General features: G+C 45.2%; 7 protein-coding genes. 3 read left to right on the top strand and 4 right to left on the bottom strand.

Annotation, left to right across the window (positions count from 1 at the left end; genetic code table 11):
* Nucleotides 1-421: hypothetical protein (locus V7K27_RS01020; protein WP_334943458.1), on the top strand; the 421-nt coding region annotated here is incomplete at its 5' end.
* 76 nt (nt 422-497) lie between these two features.
* On the opposite strand, the gene groL is transcribed toward V7K27_RS01020, so the two are convergent.
* On the bottom strand, nt 498-2,165 hold the full coding sequence (gene groL, locus V7K27_RS01015) for a chaperonin GroEL (protein WP_334943456.1): 1,668 nt from the start codon (nt 2,163-2,165) through the stop codon (nt 498-500).
* A gap of 158 nt (nt 2,166-2,323) precedes the next feature.
* Between groL and V7K27_RS01010 the strand changes: the two genes are divergently transcribed.
* Nucleotides 2,324-3,406 (top strand): MraY family glycosyltransferase, encoded by a 1,083-nt coding sequence (locus tag V7K27_RS01010; RefSeq protein WP_334943454.1) that lies wholly within the window; start codon nt 2,324-2,326, stop codon nt 3,404-3,406.
* Nucleotides 3,407-3,548: 142 nt separating this feature from the next.
* On the opposite strand, the gene fabG is transcribed toward V7K27_RS01010, so the two are convergent.
* The 3 genes from fabG to V7K27_RS00995 form a co-directional block, all read right to left on the bottom strand.
* Nucleotides 3,549-4,295 carry a 3-oxoacyl-[acyl-carrier-protein] reductase gene (gene fabG, locus V7K27_RS01005; RefSeq protein ID WP_334943452.1) on the bottom strand — a complete coding sequence of 249 codons (747 nt, stop codon included), beginning with the start codon at nt 4,293-4,295 and terminating at the stop codon, nt 3,549-3,551.
* A 34-nt stretch (nt 4,296-4,329) separates the two neighbouring features.
* A complete protein-coding gene (locus V7K27_RS01000) occupies nt 4,330-4,650 on the bottom strand; it encodes a hypothetical protein (RefSeq protein ID WP_334943450.1) in 321 nt (106 codons plus the stop codon).
* A 207-nt stretch (nt 4,651-4,857) separates the two neighbouring features.
* Complete coding sequence (locus tag V7K27_RS00995) at nt 4,858-5,397, bottom strand: hypothetical protein (RefSeq protein WP_334943448.1); 540 nt, start codon at nt 5,395-5,397, stop codon at nt 4,858-4,860.
* A 223-nt stretch (nt 5,398-5,620) separates the two neighbouring features.
* Between V7K27_RS00995 and V7K27_RS00990 the strand changes: the two genes are divergently transcribed.
* On the top strand, nt 5,621-6,868 hold the full coding sequence (locus V7K27_RS00990) for an urease accessory protein UreH domain-containing protein (RefSeq protein ID WP_334943446.1): 1,248 nt from the start codon (nt 5,621-5,623) through the stop codon (nt 6,866-6,868).
* The last annotated feature ends 2 nt before the right edge of the window (nt 6,869-6,870 follow it).

Here is a 6,870-nt window from a genome sequence, read left to right as displayed (position 1 = left end):
AGCGGAAGTTGCTACAGACTGCGCGAAACACCGAAACGTCAAGGCGGAAGTTCTTACTCTTAAAGCGGAAGTTGCTACAGACTGCGCGAAACACCAAAACGTCAAGGCGGAAGCTGCTACAGACTGCGCGAAACACCGAAACGTCAAGGCAGAAGCTGCTACAGACTGCGCGAAACACCGAAACGTCAAGGCAGAAGTTCTTACTGTTAAGGCGGAAGTTGCTACAGACTGCGCGAAACACGGAAACGTTAAGGCGGAAGCTCTTACAGGGAAAGCAGAAGCTGCTACAGACTGCGCGAAACACCGAAACGTTAACCCTGGAGCAATATTTTTTGATGGATGCTCAATATGGGTGAGGTTAAATTTATCTATCTTAATGACGAATTACGAATTACGAATTTGTATAACATATCGGCTCTAAATCAGCAATCCGATAAAAAGCAGTTTGCCTTGGCGAGACAAACTGCTTAAAAAATATTGATCTGGGTGAGCAGAAGTTAGAACATGCCGCCCATGCCGCCCATGCCGCCCATGCCGCCCATACCACCCATACCGCCCATATCAGGGGCAGGAGCAGCAGATTTCTTCTCCGGCTTTTCAACAATGATCGCTTCGGTGGTTAAGACCAAACCAGCAATGGAACCAGCGTTTTGCAAAGCTGAACGCACGACTTTGGCAGGGTCGATAATGCCAGCAGCGATCAAGTCTTCAAATTCCCCGGTAGCAGCGTTGTAGCCAATATTGAAGTCGCTATCCCGGACTTTAGAGACGATCACAGAACCTTCAGCACCAGCGTTGTCTGCTATTTGGCGCAAGGGGGCTTCTAGCGCTCGTCCGACTATATCAGCTCCAATTTTTTCTTCTTCGTTTTCTAGGCTGTTTTTAATCGCTTCTACTGTCTTAGCTAAGTGAATTAGGGTCGTTCCACCACCAGGAACAATACCTTCTTCCACGGCGGCTTTAGTAGCGTTGAGCGCGTCTTCAATTCGCAGTTTGCGGTCTTTGAGTTCGGTTTCGGTTGCCGCACCCACTTTAATCACTGCCACACCGCCAGCGAGCTTGGCGATGCGTTCTTGCAGTTTTTCTCGATCGTAGTCAGAATCTGTTTCTTCCAACTGCCTGCGAATTTGAGCAATCCGTTTTTGTACCTCTGGCTTGGTGGTACTGCCAGCTACAATTATGGTGTTTTCTTTGTCAATGGTGATTTTGCGGGCAGTTCCCAGCGCTTCTAGAGCAGCGGTATCCAAGCTTAAGCCGATTTCTTCAGAAATCAACTGTCCGTCGGTGAGAATCGCAATATCTTCTAACAAAGCTTTGCGGCGATCGCCAAACCCAGGCGCTTTAATCGCAGCCACGGACAGTACACCCCGCGCTTTGTTCACCACCAGAGTTGCCAAAGCATCACCTTCGACATCTTCAGCAATGATTAGCAAGGGCTGACCAGAACGGGCGACTTTTTCTAAAATCGGTACTAAATCCTGGATGCTGCTGATTTTTTTATCTGTCACTAGGATACGGGCGTTTTCAAATTCCACGATTTGCCGTTCGTTGTTGGTGACAAAATAGGGGGAAATGTAACCTCTGTCAATCTGCATCCCCTCAACTACTTCTAGCTCGGTGGTTAGGGATTTGGATTCTTCAACGGTAATGACACCATCTTTGGTGACTTTTTCCATTGCTAAGGCTAACATTTGGCCAACTTCTTCATCATTGCCAGCTGAAACAGTGGCAACTTGAGCGATCGCACTTCCTTCTACTGGCTTGGCTACCCTGGCAATTTCTTTCACCAGTGCCTCAATAGTTTTGTCGATGCCGCGCTTCAAACTAACTGGGTTACTACCCGCCGCGACGTTCTTCAAACCTTCCCGAATCAGGGCTTGTGCTAAAACTGTGGCGGTGGTAGTGCCATCCCCAGCAACATCTTTAGTTTTTGAGGCTACTTCCTGAATGAGTCTTGCACCAGTATTTTCCAAAGGATCTTCTAATTCAATTTCCTTGGCAACAGTGATACCATCGTTGACAATTTGAGGTGCGCCAAATTTTTTCTCTAAAAGAACATTCCGACCTTTGGGACCCAAGGTGATTTTTACGGCATCGGCAAGGGCGTTAACACCCCTTTCTAGAGCTCGCCGCGATTCCTCGTTAAATGCAATAATTTTCGCCATGTTTTATTTCTCCAGCGCTTCCATTAGACAATTTAGCACTCACACGTCAAGAGTGCTAATTTCCCAAGCAGCTCAATTTATAAATGGTAAATAAAAAAATTGATTAATATACAGGTGATGCTCATATTAGATACTGGCAGTAATGCTTGAATTGGGAGATGAATTTAGAGAACTCCCTTAAGTCCCTTGGTATTGCCGACCCTGGCGGCACCGGCTGGTTGGCGGTAGTATTTACATTCCTCTTGGCTTGGGTTGTAACTTGGCGTTTAATTCCGACAGTACGCAAATTCGCCTTGCAGGTAGGTTGGGCTGATCAACCCAACGCCCGACGACTCAACCGAGAACCTTTACCCAATGCAGGGGGGCTAGCTATCTACGCGGGTGTAATTGCCGCGCTGGTATTAGCTAGCCTTTTGCGACCGATCGAACTCCAAAACGTATTGGCTCAAGTTCTAACTATTCTGTTGGGGGGTTCGATATTAGTCCTTGTAGGCTTTATCGACGATCAGTTCGGCTTACCGCCCTCCGTTCGATTGTGGGCGCAAATTGTCACGGCACTTTTGCTGGTAGCTAATGGCATCAGCGTCAAAGTCCTGTTTGGCACCCCCATCGACTCGTTCCTGTCCATGTTGCTAACAGTACTGTGGGTAGTAGGGATTACCAACGCCATCAACTTGATGGATGGGATGGATGGTTTGGCAGGAGGAATCAGCTTTATTACCGCCATGAGTTTGTTGGCGGTTGCAGCCCAATTTAACAACCGTGCAGCCGCAATCTTGGTACTCGCAGCCTTGGCAGGTGCTGCACTGGGCTTTTTGCGCCATAACTTCCATCCGTCACGAATTATTATGGGTGATGCCGGGGCATACTTTTTTGGCTATGTGCTGGCAGCAACTAGTATTTTAGGCAAACTGCAACAAAACACAGTTTATGCGTTAATTCCTACGGTTTTATTTCTGTTGTTACCAGTGCTAGATACCACTCAAGTATTTGTGCGGCGGCTACTAGCAGGAAATAACCCTCTGAGTACTCCTGGCAAAGACCATCTGCACCATCGCTTACTTGCTTGGGGACTCTCTCAGCGCCATGCTGCGTTCACGCTTTGGTCAATTACCTTAGTTTTCAACTTGCTGGCGATGAGAATACAAGGTATGAGTTTGGCTGTGATGCTGGCTACCGCCAGTAGCATTATTCTTCTTTTGGGCTTTACCATCTGGCAAAGGATACGCCAACAGCCCTAGTACCGCAAGGCGGAATTCGTAATTCGTAATTCGTAATTCGTAATTACGTTTGTTTTAGCAAGGTTTCAGATATTACAAATGGTGCGTTAGCCTACGGTGTAACGCACCCTACGAAAATTACTGACTCCTAACTCAGCACTCATCACGCCATTACCATACCGCCATCGACGTTAAAAACTTGTCCGGTGACGTAGGCGGCGGCGGGGTCGGCGGCGAGAAAGCGCACCATTCCAGCGACTTCTTCGGGTTGACCGAAGCGACCGAGTGGGATGTATTTGAGAATATCTTCGGGGTTGTTGAGATTGCTGGTCATGTCGGTGGTGATGAAGCCAGGGGCGACGGCGTTAACCGTTATCCCGCGAGAAGCTAGTTCTTTGGCAACGCTTTTGGTGAAGCCGATTACACCTGCTTTGGCGGCGCTGTAGTTTGATTGACCTGGGTTGCCTATTTGCCCAGCTACGGAGGTAATGTTGATAATTCGTCCCGATCGCTGCTTCAGCATGATTTTACTGATGGCGCGTGTACATAAGAAAACACCAGTTAGATTAAGGTCTATCACAGCTTGCCAATCTTCTGGCTTTAAACGCAAAAGCAAGGTGTCGCGGGTAATACCTGCGTTATTGACTAAGATATCCACACGGCTAAACTTTTCGATGACGGCGTTAACTAGTGCATCTACTTGATCAATTTTAGAAACATCAGCTTGGATAGCGATCGCCTGACCTCCAGCTGCGATAATTTCTGTAACAACTGCCTCAGCCGCTGCACTCGAACTGGCATAATTGACAACTGCGATCGCTCCTTGTGTGGCTAATTCAATTGCGATCGCTCGGCCAATTCCTCGTGATGCACCTGTAACAATTGCGACTTTATCTTGTAATAGTGTCATTTAATGTTCCTCAATCTTAGAAATACCCCGCTAATTATCTTATGGTGATTTCGGGAACATCTGAAATATTAGACTTCTTGCATAAATCAAAAAAAGAACCCCACCCCGCTTTTGACTTGGAAGTTTCTTCACCATATTGAGGAATATCTATTGCTTGTTTAGGTACTAAAGTTGTAAATTGAATTCCATCTACTTCAAGTACGTTGTTGTTATTCGATTCAAAAGATGTCATATTAGCTATCCTCTCAATTTTTATGTTTTCATTAGCCATCACAGTTCTCAATACATGGCTTAATAGCATTGCCCCAAAAAATCCTAAAATTCCCGCTAAAACTGTTGCCAATAATTTAACCATGAGACATAGTGTGAAAGAAGGTTATTGAAAACATTGAAGTCATAAAAAAGTGAATCTTGTCTAAAATAGATTTACCTTGTTTCTGACTTTCACATATCCTTATATTTACTGAATTTTTGAATAATTAAATTCTGAAATAACTGTGATATTGGCAAGTAATAAAAGGAAAGAAAAAGCAATAATTTGATATCATCCAAGCTACAATTATTATCTGAAAGTTAAAGCTGCAAAAGGTGTTTTTATATTTCCTGTCCAAAATTCATCAATTTCAGTTCTTCCTTCTTGTAATGTAAACATTTCCTTCTTTGCTAATTGATTGTCATAGGTGAACCTAACTTGATATTTCCCAGGCTGAATGTACCAGAAAATCCAAAGACCTCCATAAATGGCATTGCCTAAAAGCTGTAGGCAATTTTCGTCATACCAATTAAATTTGGCATCCATTAAAAAATCCAAACTTTCTCCAGGCATGATTAGTGGGATATCTGATTTTTTTACCTTCCTTGTTGCATTTTTATTTAAAGACCTTTGCATTGCCCTGCCATAAGGATCTAAAATTTCTGGCAAAACATAAGGCAAGTCAAAGCGATAGGATGTTGATGTTTGATTAGTAATGCGAACTCCAAATTGAACAGGGATTTCTTCCCCATATTTAGGTAGGCGCACCATTTCTTCAGGCATCAAAGTTTCAAAGCAGATTCCATCTACTTCAATGGCATTGGGATTATTTGATTCACAAGATGACATCTTGGCTATCCTCTCAGCTTTTTACACCCAGGCTTTCTTTGCTAGAGTGAACATCAAGTTTGACAGTTTGTCTTTTGACAGCGATCGCAACTTAACTTACACTGCCGCACTAGAGGAGTCCTGAGTATTGAGCAAAGAAAAAGAGAAAACAATTTCTTCTTACTTCTTCAAAATCTTTATTCTGACACTCAAAACTCATGACTCAGAACTCAGGACTTTTTTTATGGTAGATTTATTGCTGATCGCAATCCTGGGTTTTCTGGGGAGTTTTGGACATTGCTTTGGGATGTGTGGCCCCCTAACAGTGGCGTTTTCTCTGTCTCATCAGCCAAAACAGACATCACCTTTAGAAAAGTCTGACACTTGGCAACAGCAATTAAAATTTCATATCTTGCTAAATCTGGGGCGGATGTTGAGCTATGCTCTAGTCGGTGCTGGCATTGGGGCGCTAGGTTCGGTATTGCTGCAAGGTGGACAGCTAGCGGGTGTTGGCAGCGACTTCCGGCGCTGGATGGCAATTATAACTGGTGTAATGCTGATTTGGTTTGGCTTAGGACAAGTAAAACCCGATTTGCTGCCGCGCATTCCCGTGTTGCATCCCCTATTGCAAGGTAGTTTACACGATCGCCTCAGCAGAGGAATGGTTAAGCTTTCCTTAAAAGCCAAATGGTGGACACCAATGCTTTTGGGGATGACTTGGGGTTTAATGCCCTGTGGTTTCCTCTATGCTGCCCAAATTAAAGCTGCTGAAACTGGCAATTTATGGATGGGTGGGGCAACTATGCTGGCTTTTGGCTTGGGAACTCTCCCCACGATGTTAGGTGTAGGCGTTTCCACATCATTGGTAAGTAAAGACAAGCGCAGTCAGTTATTTCGATTAGGCGGTTGGGTGACACTGATCATTGGCGCGATCACCTTGTTGCGGACTGGTGACACAATGGTAGATTACACCGGACACGCCGCCTTAATTTGCTTAATCTTGGCGTTAATTGCGCGTCCGATTAGTGGCTTGTGGGCATCACCACTGCGTTACCGCCGGGGCTTGGGAGTGGGATCTTTTGTGCTTTCTGTGGTTCACACCGCCCACATGATGGAACACTCATTGCAATGGAATTTTGCTGCCTTTTCTTTCCTGCCGCCAGAATTTCAGTGGGGTATGGCTGCGGGTGCTGTAGCATTGTTATTAATGTCCCCTGTCGCTTTTACTAGTTGGGAATCATTGCAGAAATCTTTGGGCAAGCGTTGGCGACAGATTCATCTATTGGGTGTGCCAGCCTTGCTCTTGAGTGCCATTCATGCTGTGTTGATTGGTTCCCATTACCTGGGTTCCTTGGAATCAACTTGGGGAAATAAATTAGCAGCAGTACTGGTGGGAATTATTACCCTCGGTGTCTTGATGGTACGATCGCGCTTTTTTTGGTCAAAGTTAGCCGTAGAAAAGTTTTATGTTCCCCCAACCAAATCGCGCTAAAT

Source organism: Nostoc sp. (genome assembly GCF_036919575.1).
In the GTDB taxonomy this organism is placed as follows: domain Bacteria; phylum Cyanobacteriota; class Cyanobacteriia; order Cyanobacteriales; family Nostocaceae; genus Nostoc.
Note: the sequence above shows the minus strand (reverse complement) of the source record. Positions and strands in the feature narration are given on the sequence as shown.